The 18,793-nt window shown below is 31.8% G+C and carries 19 protein-coding genes; 9 read left to right on the top strand and 10 right to left on the bottom strand.

Annotation, left to right across the window (positions count from 1 at the left end):
- Window positions 1-54: 54 nt before the first annotated feature.
- Both trxB and QVZ41_RS07540 read left to right on the top strand, forming a co-directional pair.
- Window positions 55-1,002, top strand: a complete 948-nt coding sequence (gene trxB / locus QVZ41_RS07545; RefSeq protein WP_302883950.1) for a thioredoxin-disulfide reductase — start codon at window positions 55-57, stop codon at window positions 1,000-1,002.
- Window positions 1,003-1,176: 174 nt separating this feature from the next.
- Window positions 1,177-1,677, top strand: a complete 501-nt coding sequence (locus QVZ41_RS07540) for a hypothetical protein (RefSeq protein ID WP_302883949.1) — start codon at window positions 1,177-1,179, stop codon at window positions 1,675-1,677.
- 75 nt (window positions 1,678-1,752) lie between these two features.
- Here the strand turns inward: QVZ41_RS07540 and QVZ41_RS07535 are convergent, their stop codons facing one another.
- The 9 genes from QVZ41_RS07535 to QVZ41_RS07495 form a co-directional block, all read right to left on the bottom strand.
- On the bottom strand, window positions 1,753-2,568 hold the full coding sequence (locus QVZ41_RS07535; protein WP_073120371.1) for an enoyl-ACP reductase FabI: 816 nt from the start codon (window positions 2,566-2,568) through the stop codon (window positions 1,753-1,755).
- Window positions 2,569-2,705: 137 nt separating this feature from the next.
- Window positions 2,706-4,364: a DNA repair protein RecN gene (gene recN, locus QVZ41_RS07530; RefSeq protein ID WP_302883948.1), complete on the bottom strand. Its 1,659-nt coding sequence runs from the start codon at window positions 4,362-4,364 to the stop codon at window positions 2,706-2,708.
- A gap of 16 nt (window positions 4,365-4,380) precedes the next feature.
- Window positions 4,381-5,277, bottom strand: coding sequence for a type IX secretion system protein PorD (gene porD / locus QVZ41_RS07525; protein WP_302883947.1), 897 nt, complete (start codon window positions 5,275-5,277; stop codon window positions 4,381-4,383).
- Window positions 5,270-6,481, bottom strand: coding sequence for a bifunctional phosphopantothenoylcysteine decarboxylase/phosphopantothenate--cysteine ligase CoaBC (gene coaBC / locus QVZ41_RS07520; protein ID WP_302883946.1), 1,212 nt, complete (start codon window positions 6,479-6,481; stop codon window positions 5,270-5,272). The genes porD and coaBC overlap by 8 nt, the downstream gene beginning before the upstream one ends.
- Window positions 6,482-6,487: 6 nt before the next feature.
- A complete protein-coding gene (locus QVZ41_RS07515; protein WP_068825941.1) occupies window positions 6,488-6,808 on the bottom strand; it encodes a DNA-directed RNA polymerase subunit omega in 321 nt (106 codons plus the stop codon).
- Window positions 6,809-6,826: 18 nt separating this feature from the next.
- Window positions 6,827-7,636, bottom strand: a complete 810-nt coding sequence (locus QVZ41_RS07510; RefSeq protein ID WP_302883945.1) for an outer membrane protein assembly factor BamD — start codon at window positions 7,634-7,636, stop codon at window positions 6,827-6,829.
- Window positions 7,637-7,648: 12 nt separating this feature from the next.
- Window positions 7,649-8,533 (bottom strand): 4-hydroxy-tetrahydrodipicolinate synthase, encoded by an 885-nt coding sequence (dapA, locus tag QVZ41_RS07505; RefSeq protein WP_302883944.1) that lies wholly within the window; start codon window positions 8,531-8,533, stop codon window positions 7,649-7,651.
- A 145-nt stretch (window positions 8,534-8,678) separates the two neighbouring features.
- Window positions 8,679-10,055, bottom strand: a complete 1,377-nt coding sequence (locus tag QVZ41_RS07500) for a trypsin-like peptidase domain-containing protein (protein ID WP_302883943.1) — start codon at window positions 10,053-10,055, stop codon at window positions 8,679-8,681.
- 78 nt (window positions 10,056-10,133) lie between these two features.
- On the bottom strand, window positions 10,134-10,478 hold the full coding sequence (locus QVZ41_RS07495) for a phage holin family protein (protein ID WP_302883942.1): 345 nt from the start codon (window positions 10,476-10,478) through the stop codon (window positions 10,134-10,136).
- Between the two features lie 120 nt (window positions 10,479-10,598).
- Between QVZ41_RS07495 and dapF the strand changes: the two genes are divergently transcribed.
- The 7 genes from dapF to QVZ41_RS07460 all read left to right on the top strand — a co-directional run bounded on the left by dapF (window position 10,599) and on the right by QVZ41_RS07460 (window position 17,243).
- A complete protein-coding gene (dapF, locus tag QVZ41_RS07490; protein WP_302883941.1) occupies window positions 10,599-11,396 on the top strand; it encodes a diaminopimelate epimerase in 798 nt (265 codons plus the stop codon).
- Window positions 11,377-11,925: a GNAT family N-acetyltransferase gene (locus tag QVZ41_RS07485; protein ID WP_302883940.1), complete on the top strand. Its 549-nt coding sequence runs from the start codon at window positions 11,377-11,379 to the stop codon at window positions 11,923-11,925. The genes dapF and QVZ41_RS07485 overlap by 20 nt, the downstream gene beginning before the upstream one ends.
- Window positions 11,906-12,928: an endolytic transglycosylase MltG gene (gene mltG, locus QVZ41_RS07480; protein WP_302883939.1), complete on the top strand. Its 1,023-nt coding sequence runs from the start codon at window positions 11,906-11,908 to the stop codon at window positions 12,926-12,928. The genes QVZ41_RS07485 and mltG overlap by 20 nt, the downstream gene beginning before the upstream one ends.
- Before the next feature lie 164 nt (window positions 12,929-13,092).
- Window positions 13,093-14,376 carry a chloride channel protein gene (locus QVZ41_RS07475; RefSeq protein WP_302883938.1) on the top strand — a complete coding sequence of 428 codons (1,284 nt, stop codon included), beginning with the start codon at window positions 13,093-13,095 and terminating at the stop codon, window positions 14,374-14,376.
- Between the two features lie 125 nt (window positions 14,377-14,501).
- On the top strand, window positions 14,502-15,701 hold the full coding sequence (locus QVZ41_RS07470) for a saccharopine dehydrogenase family protein (RefSeq protein WP_302883937.1): 1,200 nt from the start codon (window positions 14,502-14,504) through the stop codon (window positions 15,699-15,701).
- A gap of 106 nt (window positions 15,702-15,807) precedes the next feature.
- Window positions 15,808-16,944, top strand: coding sequence for a carboxynorspermidine decarboxylase (nspC, locus tag QVZ41_RS07465; protein ID WP_302883936.1), 1,137 nt, complete (start codon window positions 15,808-15,810; stop codon window positions 16,942-16,944).
- A gap of 107 nt (window positions 16,945-17,051) precedes the next feature.
- Window positions 17,052-17,243, top strand: a complete 192-nt coding sequence (locus QVZ41_RS07460; protein ID WP_068826343.1) for a cold-shock protein — start codon at window positions 17,052-17,054, stop codon at window positions 17,241-17,243.
- 170 nt (window positions 17,244-17,413) lie between these two features.
- Here the strand turns inward: QVZ41_RS07460 and fucP are convergent, their stop codons facing one another.
- Window positions 17,414-18,721 (bottom strand): L-fucose:H+ symporter permease, encoded by a 1,308-nt coding sequence (gene fucP / locus QVZ41_RS07455; RefSeq protein WP_302883935.1) that lies wholly within the window; start codon window positions 18,719-18,721, stop codon window positions 17,414-17,416.
- Between the last annotated feature and the right edge of the window lie 72 nt (window positions 18,722-18,793).

Raw genomic sequence — 18,793 nt, 5'->3', positions numbered from 1 at the left:
AAGTGTAAAAAAAAATTATTTTAGCGACTCATAAATTCTAAAAAATATTAGAAAATGTCAGATACTATTGAAAGAATTAAATGCTTGATTATTGGATCAGGTCCTGCAGGTTATACTGCTGCTATATATGCTTCAAGAGCAGACTTAAAACCTGTAATGTATACGGGAATGCAAATGGGTGGACAGTTGACTACTACTACAGAAGTTGACAATTTTCCAGGATATCCAAATGGTACAGATGGTACTGCAATGATGGAAGACTTAAAAAATCAAGCAGAGCGTTTTGGAACAGAAGTTCGTTTTGGAATGGCGACTGCTGTTGATTTTAGCAATGAAGTTGGTGGAATTCACAAAGTAACTATTGATGGTACCAAACAAATTGAAGCTAATACTGTTATTATTACCACAGGAGCAACTGCAAAATATCTAGGTTTAGAAAGTGAAGAACGTTTAAAAGGTGGTGGAGTTTCTGCTTGTGCTACTTGTGATGGATTCTTTTACAGAAAACAAGATGTAATTGTAGTTGGAGCTGGAGATACGGCTGCTGAAGAAGCTACTTACTTGGCAAATATTTGTAACAAAGTAACCATGTTGGTTCGTAAGGATTATATGCGAGCTTCTAAAGCCATGATTCATAGAGTAGAAAAGACTGAAAACATTGAAGTTTTATACAACACTGAATTAGATGAAGTTTTAGGAGATAATGTAGTAGAAGGAGTTCGTGTGGTAAATAATCAAACAGGTAACAAACATGAAATTGTAGTTACTGGTGTTTTTATTGCTATTGGTCATACGCCAAATACTGATATTTTTAAAGGTCAGTTAGACATGGATGAAACAGGATACTTGGTTACCAAAGGAAAATCTACCAAAACTAACAAACCTGGAGTTTTTGCTGCAGGTGATGTACAAGATCATGAATACAGACAAGCAGTTACTGCTGCTGGTACAGGTTGTATGGCTGCTTTAGATGCTGAACGTTATTTAGGAAACTTAGAATAGTTTATATAGCTATATAAAACTATAATATTATAAAAAATACCTTCGCTGTTGTGAAGGTATTTTTATTTTCCCATAAAATTGATTTAAATATAAAATGAAACTTTAAATCATAATATAAAAACAATTATTAAACTTTTGTTACTGACTCAAGTCTAACATCAAAAAATATAAGTAATGACAAACAAATACATGAGAATCATCCATCGATATTTAGGATTTTTCTTAATTGGAATTATGAGTGTTTATGCTCTAAGTGGAATCGTTTTGGTTTTTAGAAACACCGATTTCTTAAAAAAAGAAACAGTTATTGAACGTAATATTGGAGAAAATATCCCCAATAAAGAATTAGGTAAAAGTTTAAGACAAAAGCACTTTAAAATTTTAAAAGAAGAAAACAACATTGTCTTTTTTGAAAATGGACAATATAACAAACAAACAGGAATCGCCAATTACACCACTAAAGATCTACCTTATGTAATGAAACAAATGACCAAATTACACAAGGCAACTTCTAACGATCCGTTGTATTGGTTAAATGTATTTTTTGGAGTTTCTTTGTTATTCTTTTCCATTTCTTCTTTTTGGATGTTTATGCCCAAAACAGCTATTTTTAAAAAAGGGATGTGGTTTACTTTAGGTGGAATTCTATTGACTTTGGCTTTATTGTTTATTTAGAACCAATTACTATATACAGTATAAAAAAAGCCTTCACGTTTGTGAAGGCTTTTTTTATTTAATATTTTAAGTAAACTACTCTTGATCTTCAAAAGCAGCCATAATCTCATTAGAAACTCCCATGTTAGAGAATCCTCCATCGTGGAATAAGTTTTGTAAAGTTACTTTTCTTGTCAAGTCAGAAAATAATGTAATGGTATAATCTGCACATTCTTGAGCTGTAGCATTTCCTAATGGAGACATTTTCTCAGCATAGTTAATAAATCCAGAGAATCCTTTTACTCCGTTACCTGCAGTTGTAGCTGTAGGAGATTGAGAAATTGTGTTTACACGTACTTTGTGATCTCTACCAAAGAAATATCCAAATGAACGAGCGATAGACTCTAAATAAGCTTTATTATCAGCCATGTCATTATAATCTGGAAATACTCTTTGAGCTGCCATATATGTTAAAGCAACAATAGATCCCCACTCTGCCATCGCATCTTTTTTGTATAAAACTTGCATTACTTTATGGAAAGACAATGCAGAAATATCAAAACCTTTATGTGTAAAATCGTAGTTATTATCTGTATAGTGAATTTTTTTACGAACGTTTACAGACATTCCAATAGAGTGTAAAACGAAATCAATTTTACCTCCTAAAATCTCAACTGATTTCTCAATTAAGTTTTCGATGTCTTCTAACTTAGTAACATCCGCTGGAATAATTTCAGAACCTGTCTTTTCAGCTAATTCGTTAATTTCTCCCATACGCATTGCTATTGGGGCATTTGTTAAAACAAAAGTTGCTCCTTCTGCATGTGCAGATTCTGCAACTTTCCAAGCAATTGAATTAGAGTCCAAAGCTCCAAAAATGATTCCTCTTTTACCTTTTAATAAATTGTACATATGTAAATAATGGTTAATTGTTAATGGTTAGTAGTTAATGGTGATTGATTAATTATTCATTCATTTCACTCAATACTAGATACCAACTACCTGATACCAGCTACCAAATACTTTTTGGCAAATATAAGTTTTTCCGATTAAATACTTAGCAATTGTGTTGCATGTTCTATGGCTGATTTAGATTTTTCCTTTCCGCCTAGCATTTCTGCAATCTCTTCTATTCTTTCATTTTTGGCAAGTTGAGTTAAATAACTCACCGTTTCTTCTCCTTCAACTTTCTTAAACACCTTATAATGTGTTTGTGCTTTAGAAGCAACTTGTGGTAAATGTGTAATGGTTATAACTTGCATATTTTGTCCCATCGTATTCATAACATCCGCAATTTTAGTTGCCACATCACCAGAAACTCCAGTATCTATTTCGTCAAATAAAATAGTAGGTAAACTCACAAATTTTGATAAAATCATTTTGATTCCCAACATAATCCTGGAAAGCTCTCCTCCTGATGCCACTTTTTTTAACAAACCAAAATCAGATCCTTTGTTTGATGATAATAAAAAAGATACATCATCAATTCCAAACTCTGTAAATTCTTTTACAGGTTGGATATCAACTACAAATTGTGCATTTTCCATGCTCAACTTGGCCAAAACAGTTTCTAATTCCAATTTAAAATCACCCACCACTTTCTTTCTCTTGTCAGAAATTTCTTGGGCAATTTTTAAAGTAACTGCTTTTTGAGACTTTACTTTCTTTTCTGCAGATGCTAACAAATCAGCTGCATCTTCAACTTCTCCTACTTTTTTATCTAAACTTTCTCTAACTTCAATTAATTCCGCTAAAGAAGTCACAAAATGTTTCTTTTGTAAATCAAACAATAAACTTAATCTGTCATTTAATGTTTCTAATTCTTCAGGATTGGCTTCAACATTTTCCGCATGTTTTTCTAATTCAAAAACCAAATCATCTAATTCAATTTTTAAACTTTTTGCTCTTTCATACATAGATGAATAAGCAGTATCAAAAGGAGCTATTTTAGACAAAGCTACTTGTAATTGATTTAACAAGGTTTGCACCCCTATTTGTTCTTCGGTGGAAACTTGCAAACTCTCAAACAAATAAGTTTTGATGTCCTCTGCATGAGATAGTTTTTCTATTTCAGCTTCTAAAGTTTCAATTTCATCAACTTCTTTTAATTTGGCATTTTGTAACTCTTTAAACAAATGCAAATTGTATTCGTATTGTTGTTGAGCTTCTTGTTGATTGGCTTTTAATAGAGCCAATTCTTTTACCGATTTCTTGTATTTTTTATGTTCAGCTTGATAAGTTTTTAAAAGTTCTAAATTTCCAGCCAAAGCATCTACCACATAAAACTGATAGTTTTTATCTGATAAAGATCGAGTATTATGTTGAGAATGAATATCTAACAAATATTCTTTAAGTTCTTGCAATGCTTTTAAATTTACAGGCGTGTCATTTACAAAAGCTCTAGATTTTCCGTTAGGCAACAACTCTCTTCTAATAATAGTTAAAGGCTCGTAATCTAACTCTAACTCCTCAAATACTTGCTCTATTTGGTAAGAACCGATTTGAAACTCAGCTTCAATTACACATTTTTTGTCTTTATCTTTTAAATTCGTTAAGTCGGCTCTATTTCCAAGAACCAATCCTAAGGCTCCTAAAAGAATAGATTTACCAGCACCTGTTTCTCCAGTAATAACAGAATAACCTTGGGTAAAATCTATTTGTAATCTCTTGATCAAAGCATAATTTTGAACAGATAGTGAAACTAACATAAATGTGAATTAAAGTTTATAAAGAATCTATTTGTCTCCACTTTTTAGAGTTGTTAGAGGAAACTCTTTTTAGTACAGATACCAATTCTGAAGTATCTACAGAGGAATTGTCTTTAAATATGTTGACAATTTCATCTGCTTTGGCATCCATAAAAATACGAATCATAAAACTATTAGGATTCTCATCGTACATTTTTTCTAAAGGTAGTAATAGCTGAACCATTCTTGAAGCTGCTGACTTTTGATTTCTCTCAAAAACATCCATAATATCAAAATGATATTGATACTCCAATTTTCTGTAAGGTTCGTTAACCGTAGCCAACATTTGGTCTATTAGAGTAAAACGAGTAATATTTCCTTTGCTATTTTCCCATCCCAAATAACCAGATTGTTGAGACTGATTTGCTATAGTTAAGGCATTATTTAAATAAGGGGTTCCTCCTTCTAAACTAAAAGTATCTACATACATTCCTAAAATAAGATATGCATAATAAGACATTACAGAAACCAAATTAGATTCAAATCCGTTTGGATTATAGTTTATAGGTTGAAATTCTGTATACTGAAAAGAAAAACTATTGTCTTTATAATTTAAAAGAGGACTGTAATAAGCTGAATTAAAAACAGGTCTAGATGCTTGTACCTGAAGCGTTCCTACAAAAGAGTTTGTTGATTTTTGTTCAGTCAACAAAATTGTGATTCCACATTTAATTTTTTCATGATCTTTAAACGCAATATTTGTCCACTGCGTTTGATTCATAAATTCTGTTAACGAATTTTCTAAAGTTTTAAAAATCTGATTGTTAGAAACCTGAATTTGATCCGCATTAACCGTTACATTACAATTTAATTCCTGTGCTTTTACCAAAGTAAAAACAAATAGAAAAAAATAGAAAAATAATTGTTTATACATGTAACTTTTGAGTAATAACTGTTAAAATATCTTGAGCAACTGCTGCTTTAGATTTCATTTCAAATTTTTGTAAATTAAAATCTTTATCAATAATAGTAATTTTATTGGTATCTGTAGCAAAACCAGCTCCTTTATCTCTTAACGAATTTAATACAATTAAATCTAAGTTTTTACGCTCAATCTTTCCTTTTGCATTTTCTTCTTCGTTATTGGTTTCTAAAGCAAAACCTACCAACAATTGTTGCTCTTTAATAGCTCCTAAAGAAGCTAAAATATCTTTGGTTGGAGCTAGTTCAATATGCAAACTAGCATCCTTCTTTTTAATTTTTTGGTTGGCTACATTCGCTGGTTTGTAGTCTGCAACTGCTGCAGACAAAATTGCCACATCCATGTCTTTAAAATAATTATGACAAGCGATGTACATGTCTTCTGCACTCACCACATCAATTCTTTTCACAAAGGAATGTGTTATTTTTTGACTTGAAGGACCACTAACCAAAATGACTTCTGCCCCTAAATTAGCTGCACATTTTGCAATTTCAAAGCCCATTTTACCTGAAGAATGATTTCCTATAAAACGAACAGGATCTATAGCTTCGTATGTTGGACCAGCGGTAATCAATATTTTTTTACCTTTTAATGGTAATTTAGAACGAATGTCTTTTTCTATAAAAGCAACAATATCTTCAGGTTCTGCCAACCTTCCTTCACCTATCAGGCCACTTGCTAACTCTCCACTAGTGGCAGGAATACAAATATTTCCAAAAGAAGTTAATTTTTCAATACTTGTTTTAGTTGATGGATGTTGATACATATCTAAATCCATCGCTGGTGCAAAATACACAGGACACTTGGCTGATAAATAAGTAGCTAATAGTAAATTGTCACAAACACCATTGGTCATTTTAGCCAAAGTATTTGCTGTAGCTGGAGCAATAAGCATGAGGTCTGCCCAAAGTCCTAAATCTACATGATTATTCCATATAGCATTCTCCTCTTCTTCATTATAAAAAGTAGAATGTACAGGATTTTTAGATAAGGTAGAAAGTGTTAGCGGTGTAACAAATTCTTTAGAAGCAGGTGTTTGTACAACTTGTACTTCTGCACCTGCTTTGATAAATTGTCTTACTAAATGAGCCGTTTTATATGCTGCAATACCCGCGCTAACACCCAATAAAACTTTTTTCCCACTTAATATACTCATAGAAATTTAGTCTTGTTCTGGTCTTCTGTGATAAATTTTCCCTTCTAACCACTCCTCTACTGCAATGGCATGAGCTTTAGGTAATTTTTCATAAAATTTAGAAACTTCAATTTGTTCTTTGTTTTCAAAAACCTCTTCTAAACTGTCGTTGTATGTAGCAAATTCTTCTAATTTATCTACCAACTCCTTTTTTAAATCACTACCAATTTGAGTAGCCCTTTGAGATATAATTGAAATCGCCTCGTAAATGTTTTGCGTTGGCGCTTCTACTTTCGATTTGTCATAAGTAATTGTAGACAAAGGAGCTTCTGTTTTTTTGTAATCCATGATTTTTATATAATTATCTTAACTATTTTGTTCTTGTTTTGGCTGACTTTCTTTTAATAATTTATTGTATAAATCATCAGCTTCTTTTATATATTCTGAGTTAGGGTATGCTTTTTTATATCTTGTATAAACTTTTATAGCATCATTAATCCTAGCTTCTTTTTTATAGTAAATACTATTAATTCCTAATTCATAAGCAGATTTAAACTTATAAAACATTGCTTCTTCTTTATAGGATGTTCCTAAGTAATCTAATATCACATTATCAAAAGCGACCATTGCAGAACTATAAATTCCTATTTTATAATACTGTTTTGCAATTTCAAAAGCTTTAGTTTCTAACTTATAACTTAACTCATTAATTCTTTTGTTTGCATCTGCAATTTTATCAGAGTCTGGATTATTGTCTATAAAATTTTGAAAAGCTTCCATAGCCTTTTTAGTATCTGTTTGATCAATACTATATTTTGGAGACAAATTAAAATAACTTTCAGCAATTTGATATTGTGCTGTTTCTAACTCGGTACTTTTAGGAAAATTTCTGATAAATTTTTCGTAATAATATATGGCAGTGGTATAATCTTTTTCCTTAAAATATCCATCAGCTAAACGAAACACTACCACTTCTTTTTGTGGTTTACTTTCATAAGATGGTAAAATAAGCTCAAACAAACGATTTGCTTTTTGATATGATTCTTCTTTATATAAATCATTAGCCATTATATATCGTTCTTCAGAAGTACCCTTATTTAACACTTTATTGTATTTACCACACGATGCTAATAGAACAACCCCTAAAACTAAACTTAACTTTACACTTCTTAACATAAATTGATTTTATTACGAAGCAACGTAAAATGACTCTACAAATTGCTTCAATTCACCTTGTAACTTATCAGTAGCTTTTACCAAAGGCAATCTTACACTACTGTTACAATGTCCTAATATTTCTAACAAGGCTTTTACTCCTACTGGGTTTCCCTCAGAAAAAATCAACCCTATACTTTCTTGTATTCTATATTGTGTTGCAAAAGACTTTCTTGCTTTGTCTAACAACCCTAAACGAACCATATGACTAAATTCACTTGGAAACGCTTGTCCAATTACAGATATTACTCCAGCTCCACCTGCTAATACTATTGGTAAAGCAATCATATCATCTCCTGAAATTACTAAAAAATCACTAGGAACCAACTTAATTAATTTTAAAGCTTGATCCATATCTCCTTTAGCTTCTTTAATTCCAATGATATTTGGAATTTCAGCCAATCTCGCTACAGTTTTTGGAGCTACATTAGAAGCTGTTCTTCCTGGTACATTATACAAAATAATATCCACAGGACAAACTTCAGCAATGGCTTTATAATGTTGATAAATTCCTTCTTGAGTTGGTTTGTTATAATATGGTGATACGGATAAAATAGCACTGATACCGTCAAAATTAGTATTCTTAATATCTTCTATAACCGCACGTGTGTTATTTCCTCCTATTCCTAAAACGATTGGTAATCTTCCAGCATTTGTATTTATGATGGTAGCTTTAACCAATTCTTTCTCTTCGTTAGTCAAAGTTGCTACCTCTGCAGTAGTCCCAAGAACTACCAAGTATTCTACAGCATTATCTATCTGGAATTCTACCAACTTCTCTAAAGCCTGAACATCCACATTCCCATCTTGATCAAAAGGAGTTACCAACGCAACACCTGTACCCAAAAAAATACTCATCTTTTACTTTTAATTATGCTAGCCTGCAAATTTACTATTTTATTTACATAAAATCCACACAAATAAAAAGACTTACACAATTGGCTATAATAATTTAACATAAATAAAAAATGAGTATTTTTTTTAGCAGTATAAATACTTAGGTTTACCAACGTATAATGATGGTTTCTTTATCTTTATTTAAATTTACAACCGTTAATTTATGAATATCTTCTTCACTATCAACTTGAGATTTTATTTTTTCAATATCTGACAGATTATTGATTTTGTAATTGTTAATTGACAAAATCACATATCCAGGTTTAATTCCAATTTTTTGCAAATAATTATTATTGATTTCTTTTACCACCAATCCATTATCAATATCCAACTTTTTCTTGTAGGCATCAGACAATCCACCAAACTGAATTCCAAAAGCTTCGGTAGTCATGTCATTAATTTCAGATAGTTTTACTTTAAAGTCTTTAGTAATCCCATCTCTATTAACTGTTACCAAAACTTCATCCCCAGGTCTTTTTGCTGTTAGTTGTCCAACCAAATCAGCAAACTTATGAATAACTACATTATCTATTTTTGTGATGATATCTCCAGATTGCAAACCTGCTTTCTTAGCTCCTGTATTTTCAGAAACCTCTGATATATAAACACCATTAACATCTTTTTTCAACTCAGTAGAAATTCCTAAAACAGCTCTTTTAACCGTTCCATTTTCCATTAAATCTTCTACCACTCTTTTGGCAATATTAGAAGGAACTGCAAAAGAATATCCTACAAAAGAACCTGTTTGAGATGAAATTGCCGTGTTAATTCCTATCAATTCTCCTCTTGTATTTACCAAAGCTCCCCCACTATTTCCAGGATTTACAGCTGCATCGGTCTGAATATAAGATTCAATTCTACCATCACCTTCTAAATCTCTTCCTTTAGCACTGATGATTCCTGCCGTTACTGTAGAAGTTAAATTATATGGATTTCCTACTGCCAAAGCCCATTCTCCAATTTTAGTAGCATCTGAATCTCCAAAAGTAATGTAAGGTAACTCTTCAGCATCTATCTTTAACAAAGCGATGTCTGTTGCTTTATCAGTTCCAATCAATTCTGCTTTGTATCTTTTTTTGTTATTTAAAACAATTTCTAAATCTGTAGCATTGTCAATTACGTGGTTGTTTGTAATAATGTATCCATCAGGAGAAATTAATACACCACTTCCGGTTCCTACTCTTTTATACTCTCTACCATAACTTTGCCCAAAAAACAATTGAGAAAAAGGATATTGTTGAACACCTACCGAAGTATTCGTTACGTGTACTACTGCATTAACAGTTGCTTCTGCAGCTGTGGTAAAGTCTACTGAATTTTCAGCAGCTACTAATTTTGAGTTATTGGTGTAAACCGGAAAATTATTAATAGTTTCGGTTTGATTTGCTTGTTGCCTTTCTGGCGTTATAAAACGATTATATAGGGTTAATGAAATAAAACCTCCTAAAAGAGCAACTACAAATAACTTAATATTTTGTTTCATGATTTCTATATTTTTTATGATACATTAATCAAAATTCCAAAAACTATGCCAATAGAATATTACTATCTTTTTACACTGTCAATCTTTCAGTCCAAATACAGCAGACAACACTGATTCCAAAATAGATAACAGCAAACTAAATAAAATAGCTATTCCAATTCCATTGACTGTAAAACCTGAAATTAAAGCATCAGCCATACTAATAATAATCGCATTGATAATTAACAGAAACAATCCTAAAGTCAATACTGTTATCGGCAAAGTCAATACAATTAAAATTGGCTTTACCAATAAGTTTAAAATACTTAAAATTAACGCCACCCACACAGCCGTTCCCAAACTTGCTACCGCAACACCTGGCAATAAATTTGCAATTAATACTACAGCTAAAGCATTCACTAATAATTGAACTATTTGTTTCATCTTTTTTTCTTTTAAAAATACAACCTATTTAAACGAAACACAAAAATCTGTTCAATCTATTCTGAGTTTTATGTGCCCTCCTTTTTTTCTTTGTATTTTTGTGTGATTAAAATTTTAGAAATGGATATTACTTTTTATAAATACCAAGGAACAGGAAATGATTTTGTTATTATTGACAATAGAGATCTTAGTTTCCCTAGAGAAAACACTGACTTGGTTCACTTTTTATGTAACAGACGTTTTGGAGTTGGAGCTGATGGACTGATGTTGTTAAATCCTTCTGATCAATACGACTTTACCATGGTATATTATAACGCCGATGGATCTGAAAGTACTATGTGTGGTAATGGTGGACGTTGTTTGGTGGCTTTTGCTCACAAACTTGGTGTTTTTAAAAAAGAAACGACTTTTGATGCCATTGATGGTTTGCATTATGCTAGCTACGAAAACGGAATTACCAATTTACAAATGATTGATGTGAACAAAGTTGAAGTTTATGACAATCACTGCTTTTTAAACACAGGATCTCCTCATCATGTACAAATAGTTCATAATATTGGGGGATATGATGTAAAAACAAATGGTGCAAAAATTAGATATGGAGCTCCTTATTTTGAAGAAGGAACCAATGTAAATTTTGTAGAGTCATTAAATAATGATAAATTTAGAGTAAGAACCTACGAGCGAGGCGTTGAAGATGAGACACTTGCCTGTGGTACTGGAGTAACAGCGGTAGCCATTGCTATGTACGAACAAAAACAAACTACTAGTACCAAAATTCCTTTAAAAGTTGAAGGTGGTGAACTAGAAGTCTCTTTTGAACCTACTGAAAATGGCTACAAAAATGTGTTCCTAAAAGGACCAGCTACATTTGTATTCAACGGAAATATCAAATATCATGGGAAAGCTAACAGGTAAAAACATCAGATTACGTGCTCTTGAGCCAACAGATTTAGAATTTCTATACAACATAGAAAATAATGAAGCTTATTGGGAAGTAAGCAATACTCAAACACCGTATTCTCGTTATATACTAAAGCAATATTTAGAAAATGCTCATTTAGATATTTATGAAGCCAAGCAATTGCGTTTTGCTATTGAAGATAAAAAACATCAAATTGTAGGAATGATTGATTTATTCGATTTTAGTCCACAGCACTTAAGAGCAGGGGTTGGGGTTTTAATTGATCAAAATCATCAACAAAAAGGCTATGCTACTGAAGCTATAAAACTCTTAAATAAATACGCATTTTCTTTTTTAAACCTTAGACAGTTGTACGCAAACATTACAACAGACAACAAAAAAAGCATTCAATTATTTGAAAAATTAGGATACCAATTGGTTGGTATTCGTAAAGACTGGATTTTTAGTGATGGAGATTTTAAAGATGTCGCTTTTTATCAGTTAATTCACCCTTCAATTTTACATGAAAAAAACATATTATAGCCTAGGAATATTTAGCCTAGCAATTACCGTTATAGGAATTTATTTCTATAGTATTATTTATGGTGCACAAATAAAAAAAGACACTAAAATCTACATAAAATCAACAGATTCATTAACACAGGTTCTTATTACTTTAGATACTATTTGCAATGATATTAGCGATATTAAAACAGTAGCTTCTTTAAAAAACTACAAACACATTAAACCTGGAATGTATGTTCTAAAAGAAGGTATGAGTGCTAATGGCATCATCAATTTATTGCGAATCGGAAAGCAAACTCCTATCAAAGTTACTTTTAACAATCAAAATTACATTGAAGATTTAGCAGGAAGGTTGGCTCAACAAGTTGAGGCAGATTCAATCAGTATTTTAAATAGTTTAACAGATATTGATTTTTTAAAACAAGAGGGATTTACGCACAAAACAGTTCTAAACATGTGTATGCCTTATACTTATGATTGTTATTGGACCATAAGCCCAAACCTACTAAGAGATAAGTTATTACAAGCTTACAAAAGGTTTTGGAATGCAAATAGAATTGCCAAAGCTAAACAATTAAACCTAAGTCAAAACGAAATTATTTCTTTAGCTTCTATTGTTCATAAAGAAACTTCATACAAACCTGAAAGATCAAAAGTAGCGGGCGTTTATTTAAATAGAGTTAGAGTTGGAATGCCTTTACAAGCAGACCCAACTATTATATATGCATTAAAAGAAAAATACGGAAGAGATACCGTGATCAAAAGAGTCTTGAAAAAAGATTTAGATATTATTTCTCCTTACAACACTTACAATAACAGAAGTATTCCTCCGTCAGCTATTGCCATGCCAGATATTGATGCTATTGATGCTGTTTTAAACGCAGAAAGACATTCTTATTATTATTTTTGCGCAAGTCCTGAAAAATTAGGAACTCATAATTTTGCTAAGAATTTAAGTCAGCATAACAGAAATGCAGCTGCTTATCAACGTTGGTTAAATAACCATAGGATACATAGATAGGAATTTTGTTGGAAAAATAATTATCTATTCCACCCCCTTTTTACATTAGTAAAAAATGTAAACATTAAAAAAATTCAATGAACATTTGTCCTAAACTATCTTTAAGACAACCTAAACATTTTTAAATCTCATACCTTTGCATCCTTAAAAGAATCATCTTTATCATGAGAAAAGAAATCATCAGAAAAGGATATTTTAATCTAATATTAAGTACGATATGGATAGGAATTTTAGCAACACTATTAGGCTTCTCTTTAAAAAATAGTACTGCTTTTTTTGAAGAATCACTATTAGAAAAGGTACACCATTTACCTATGTTGTACTTCTTCCTTCCCTCTGTAGGAATTACCATCATTTACTTTACAAGAAAATATCTATTCAAGGGAAAACAAAATAAAGGAATCAAAGAGATTTTTAATACGCTTGAAAACCGAAAAGACGAGCTTCCTTTTTATAAAATTCCATCACATTATATTAATGGATTTTTAACCGTCGTTTTTGGAGGATCTACAGGTGTAGAGGTTTCTACTGTAGTAGCCACAGCAGCCATAGGGAGTTCTGTTTACAAAAAAGATAAAGTTGCCAACGCTTATAAAACCGAATTAATTTGTGCAGGAGTTGCTGCAGGAGTTACCACATTGTTTGGGAGTCCCATTGCCGGACTTTTATTTGCCATAGAAGTCATTTCACGAAAAGTAACCAAAACCATCTTTTTAAGTTGTGCTATTTCTATTAGCATCGCTCAAACGTTTATTTATTTTTTTGACAATAATAAGTTATTTGATTTTGAGGTTTTTAAATGGAATTACCAAGCCATTCCCTACATGATTTTATTGAGTATTTTAGCGGGTTTATTTGCCGTGTTTTTTACCAAAAGTGTTATTTTCATCAAATCTGCCTTTGCCAAAATAAAAAACAACTTTATACGTGTAAATACAGGAGCATTATTGGTAGGTACTGCTATTTTTATTTTCCCTGCTTTGTATGGAGATAGTTACCATGCCATTCCCGAATTATTATCAACTACAGATTACAAAACCATTTCTATTGGTTTTATGTTATCAATTATATTGATTGTTTTTTTAAAACCATTGGTTGCTTCATTAACTTTAGGTGCTGGTGGCGATGGTGGTGTTTTTGCACCAAGTATTGTAACAGGAGCTATTTTAGGAATATTTATCGCATTGTTTTGCAACCACTTTTTTAATACAGAGTTAATTGTCTTAAATTTTGCATTGATTGGAGCTGCTACTATGTTAAGCGCTGCCATACATGCTCCTTTAACAGCATTGTTCTTAACATGCAATATTGTAAACAATGGTTTTGCTCTTTTTATTCCTTTATTATTTGGTGTTTTTATTGCTAAATACATTGCTTTTTATGTATGTAATTATACCGTCTACACCTATGAAAAAGGGAATAAAAAACTATCTATTCAACTGAAGTAATTAGTGATTGAATATCAATCCTCTAGATAAGTTTTTTTTCGTCAAAAAAAACGACTATTTTTAAGCGTAGTTTGAAAAAAAAATTACATTTGCCGAAATTTATAAATCATTTAACAACATTAAAAATGTCTAGAGTTTTAATCATTGGTGCTGGTGGAGTTGGTAGCGTTGTTGCACAAAAGTGTGCTGCTTCTCCCGAAGTTTTTTCTGAAATTATGTTAGCAAGCAGAACAAAATCTAAGTGTGATGCGATTGCTGCTTTAATTAAGGATAGAAATATTCAAACTGCACAAGTGGATGCTGATAGCGTACCAGAATTGGTTGCTTTATTTAATGAGTTTAAACCAGAATTGGTAATTAACGTTGCATTGCCATATCAGGATTTAACTATTATGGATGCTTGTTTAGAAACAGGTGTAAACTATTTAGATACTGCTAACTATGAGCCTAAAGACGAAGCTAAATTTGAATATAGCTGGCAATGGGCTTATCAAGATAAATTTAAAGAAAAAGGATTGACAGCTATTTTAGGTTGTGGTTTTGATCCTGGTGTAACTAGTATTTATACTGCTTATGCTGCCAAACATCACTTTGATGAAATTCACTATTTAGATATAGTAGATTGTAACGCAGGTGATCATGGTAAAGCTTTTGCCACCAACTTTAACCCAGAAATCAACATCCGTGAAGTGATTCAAAAAGGACGTTACTGGGAAAATGGTCAATGGGTAGAAACGGAACCACACGAAATTAAGCAAGCCTTAAATTATCCAAACATTGGTCCTAAAAATTCTTATGTTATTTATCATGAGGAATTAGAATCATTGGTTAAAAACTTTCCAACCTTAAAACGTGCTCGTTTCTGGATGACTTTTGGTGATGAATATTTAACACATTTACGTGTCATTCAAAACATCGGTATGGCTAGTATTGAGCCTATTATGTACAAAGGAGTAGAAATTGTTCCATTACAGTTTTTAAAAGAAACCTTACCTAAACCAGAAGAATTGGCTGATGGTTATACAGGAGAGACTTCTATTGGATGTAGAATTAAAGGAATTAAAGACGGTAAAGAAAAAACGTATTACGTTTGGAACAACTGTAAACACCAAGATGCTTTTGATGATGTATCGTCTCAAGGAGTATCATACACTACAGGAGTACCTGCCATGTTAGGAGCAATGATGTTCTTAACAGGAAAATGGAAAAAACCTGGAGTTTACAACGTTGAAGAATTCAACCCAGATCCTTTTATGGAACTAATTGGTCAATACGGTTTGCCTTGGCAAGAAGAGATCAATGGTGATTTGGAAATGAAATATTAATACAACTAAACAAAACTTGGTTGTTTAACTAAGTAGCCTGTTTACAAAATATAGGTAGTAGGTATTTCTTTTTAAGAATTGCTTACTACCTTTTTAATTCTCCATCATGGATTACAGCAAAATACCCTCTACTGCATTTGTGCTAGAAGAAAAATTGTTAAGAGACAATTTAAGTTTAATTAAAAATGTGCAAGACCAAGCAGGTATAGAAATTATTCTGGCTTTTAAAGGTTTTGCCATGTGGGGAGCTTTCCCTATTGTTCGCGAATATATAAAAGGAGCAACAGCTAGCTCTTTATATGAGGCTCGTTTGTGTTTTGAAGAAATGAAAACCAAAGCACATACCTATGCTGCTGCTTATGTTCCTGATGAATTTGAGGAATTAATGAGCTATAGTTCTCATATTGTGTTCAACTCCGTAGCTCAATTCAACAAATATTATCCTCAAACTTTAACAGCAGGTCATAAAATTTCTTGTGGAATTAGAATTAATCCTGAGCAAAGTGATGTAGAAATCGATTTATACAATCCTAGTTCTCCTAAATCAAGATTAGGTGTCTTAAAGGATTTCATGCCAGAAACTTTACCTGAAGGTGTAGAAGGTTTGCATTTTCACGTGTTATGTGAATCGGATTCGTATAGTTTAGGGAGAACATTAATCGCATTAGAAAAAAGATTTGGTGAATATTTACATCAAATTAAGTGGATTAATATGGGAGGTGGTCATTTAATGACTCGTAAAGGATATGATACCAAACATTTAATCAACCTGTTAAAAGCTTTTAAAGAAAAGTACAACATTCATATTTTATTAGAACCAGGAAGCGCTTTTGCATGGGAAACAGGAGTCTTAACTTCTACAGTATTAGATATTGTAGAAAGTCGTGGGGTAAAAACAGCTATGTTAGATGTATCTTTTACAGCACATATGCCTGATACCTTAGAAATGCCTTATAGACCTAAAATTGTAGGAGCTTCAGATCCTGATGAAAACAGCAAAAATGTATATCGATTAGGGGGAACTAGCTGTTTGGCAGGTGATTTTATGGAAAATTATGCCTTTGAAAATGAATTACATATAGGAGATACTATTATTTTTAAAGATATGATTCATTACACCATGGTAAAAACAACTATGTTTAATGGCGTAAAACATCCTGACCTTTGTATTTGGACCTTAGATAACACCTTAAAAACACTACGTAAGTTTAGTTACGAGGATTATAAATCAAGACTTTCTTAATAAACTATTGATAACCAAATAATTATATTTTAAAATAAAAGTAAGTTTATAGTATTTAATCGCTTAAATAGACTACCTTGCGGCTTTAAAATATACAATTTATTATTATGAGTAACGGTACAGTAAAGTTTTTCAACGATTCAAAAGGATTTGGATTTATTACTCCAGACGATGGAGGAAGAGATGTGTTTGTTCACATTAACGGTTTAACAGATGAAATCGCTGAGGGTGACAAAGTTTCTTTTGATGTTGAAGAAGGACGTAAAGGATTAAACGCAGTAAACGTACAAGTTATCTAATTTGATTCCTTTACTATAAAGTTTAACAAAAGCCTATCATTTATTTGATAGGCTTTTCGTTTTAATACCCTTCTGCTTTTTTTATTAAAATTATTAATCATAAAAAAACCTATCACGCAAACGCAATAGGTTTTTAAATAAACTATATAACAGTTTAAAACTTCTGTTTATCAATCAGCAAGTTCATATTTTTTATTCACTCTTAATCCATACCAAGTAATGTAAACAAAACATAATAGTGGTAATATAAAAGAGAACCTTACTTCAGAGACTCCTATTATTTTGGTATCTGCTACTCCATTTCCTCCTAGGTCAATAATCATCCCTTGTAATTTTGGCATCAAAGCTCCTCCTACAATCGCCATGATCAATCCAGCGGAACCTACTTTAGATTCTTCTTCAGTTAAATCACCTAAAGCAATTCCATAAATCGTTGGAAACATCAGCGACATAAAGAACGAAATCATCACCAAACAGTACAATCCGTATACATCATTCATAAACATAGTTCCCACAACAGCTCCCATAGCAAGAATAGCAAAAATCATGAGTAATTTTCCTGAGCTAATAAAACGCAACATGTAAGTCCCCACAGCTCTACCTAACGTAAAAAGCACAAAAGCAACCATTTGATAATAACCTGCCGTTACACTATCAACTCCAATACCTTCAGCATATTGATAAATATACGTCCAGCTCATAATTTGAGCACCCACATATAAAATTTGAGCCAACACTCCTAAAACATATTTTTTGTTTTGAGCCAAAGAGGCAAATGTATCTCCAATACTTGGCATTCCTCCTTCTTCTTTAGATTGTGGCATTTTACTAACCACAAACAATACAAAAACACCAATAATTACCAATCCTAAAATTACATATGGATTTCTAATCACTAACAAATCTGAGGTTTTGATTAATATTTTAGAAGCTTCATCCAAAGCGCTAAAATTATCAATATCATCACTTTTTAAGTTCTTCAACACAAATTGTTGCGCTACAAACAAACCTGCTATCAACCCAACTGGATTAAATGCTTGAGCTAAATTTAAACGTAAAGTAGCTGTTTCTTTTGCCCCCATGGCCAATGCATAAGGATTAGCTGCCGTTTCTAAAAATGCCAAACCAAAAGTCAATATATATAATCCCAAACAAAAGAACCAAAACTGTTCTGTAATCGCAGCAGGATAAAATAACAATGCTCCCACAGCATACAATCCTAAACCAATTAAAATTCCAACTTTATAAGAATATTTCCTCATAAACATCGCTGCAGGTAGAGCCATACAAAAATAACCTCCATAAAAAGCCATCTGTACCCAAGCGGCTTGAGAATTAGATAACTCTAATACTTTTTTAAAAGCTTGAACCATCGGATCGGTAACTGCATTGGCAAATCCCCATAAAGCAAACAAAGAGGTTACTAAAACAAATGGAATTATCATCTTCTTAGGGACTACAGGTGTATTTTGTTGCATATTTATTTTTTGAGTTTAATTTTTATGAATCATGAAATTAAGTTTTATAAAATACATGATATCTCTTTTTTC

This window comes from Wenyingzhuangia gilva (assembly GCF_030519655.1).
GTDB lineage: Bacteria > Bacteroidota > Bacteroidia > Flavobacteriales > Flavobacteriaceae > Wenyingzhuangia > Wenyingzhuangia gilva.
Note: the sequence above shows the minus strand (reverse complement) of the source record. Positions and strands in the feature narration are given on the sequence as shown.